This window comes from Roseicella aerolata, from assembly GCF_020523605.1.
Taxonomy (GTDB): domain Bacteria; phylum Pseudomonadota; class Alphaproteobacteria; order Acetobacterales; family Acetobacteraceae; genus Paracraurococcus; species Paracraurococcus aerolatus.
Genome location: NZ_JAJAQI010000187.1, coordinates 1 through 604 on the forward strand (window position 1 = coordinate 1; position 604 = coordinate 604).

Here is a 604-nt window from a genome sequence, read left to right on the forward strand (position 1 = left end):
AGAACGGGTGGGCGCTCGCCTGCATGGCCCCGCCGGTCGGGCTACGCCCTCCCGACGGCGCCATGCAGGCGTTTCTCATCCAGATCGCCGCGCGTTCTCACCCTGATCGCCGCGCAGCACGTGATAGAGCACCCGATCCTGGCCCAGCACGCGGGCAAGGCGCGGATTGCTCTCGGCCTCGATCACGCGATGATCCACCCCAGACGCGGCCAGTTCCAGGCTAAGCCCGTGGATCACGATAGACTTCCCGATGCCGCCCTTGTCGTTCAGCACCATGAACCGCTGAACCGCAGGCCGAGCCTTCGCCGGGATCGTCTTCCGTTCTGCCGTAACCGTCTCGCTCATTCGCTGCCTTCCTTGTCGGTCGGGTTGTAGGGGTCCCAGTCCTTCGCCTTGGCTGCTCGCTCGCGGCGCCGCTTTTCCTCGGCCTGGCGTCGCTCAAGCTCGGCGTAGGGGTTCGTCGGCACGTCTCCCCCGGGGGTGGGTGTTGATTGCCACTGAGAGCTGACCCGGTTTGGGGTTAAGTTGCCACTGAGAGTTGACCCATGTTCGGACGCTAGCCTCGGGCCTTTGGTCGGGGGCGGTGGGAGTGTTGGACATGGCG

The 604-nt window shown here is 65.9% G+C and carries 2 protein-coding genes; both read right to left on the reverse strand.

What is annotated here, in order from left to right; all coding sequences use genetic code 11:
* Positions 1-75 precede the first annotated feature (75 nt).
* Positions 76-345 carry a hypothetical protein gene (locus tag LHA35_RS28490; protein ID WP_226615290.1) on the reverse strand — a complete coding sequence of 90 codons (270 nt, stop codon included), beginning with the start codon at positions 343-345 and terminating at the stop codon, positions 76-78.
* Entirely contained in the window at positions 342-467 is a 126-nt protein-coding gene (locus tag LHA35_RS28860) for a hypothetical protein (protein WP_264185865.1), read from the reverse strand. The genes LHA35_RS28490 and LHA35_RS28860 overlap by 4 nt, the downstream gene beginning before the upstream one ends.
* Positions 468-604: the final 137 nt, after the last annotated feature.

Bases quoted from the DNA above. Each gene is read 5' to 3' on its own strand.
- LHA35_RS28490 (WP_226615290.1), bottom strand. From the start codon at position 345: ATGAGCGAGACGGTTACGGCAGAACGGAAGACGATCCCGGCGAAGGCT.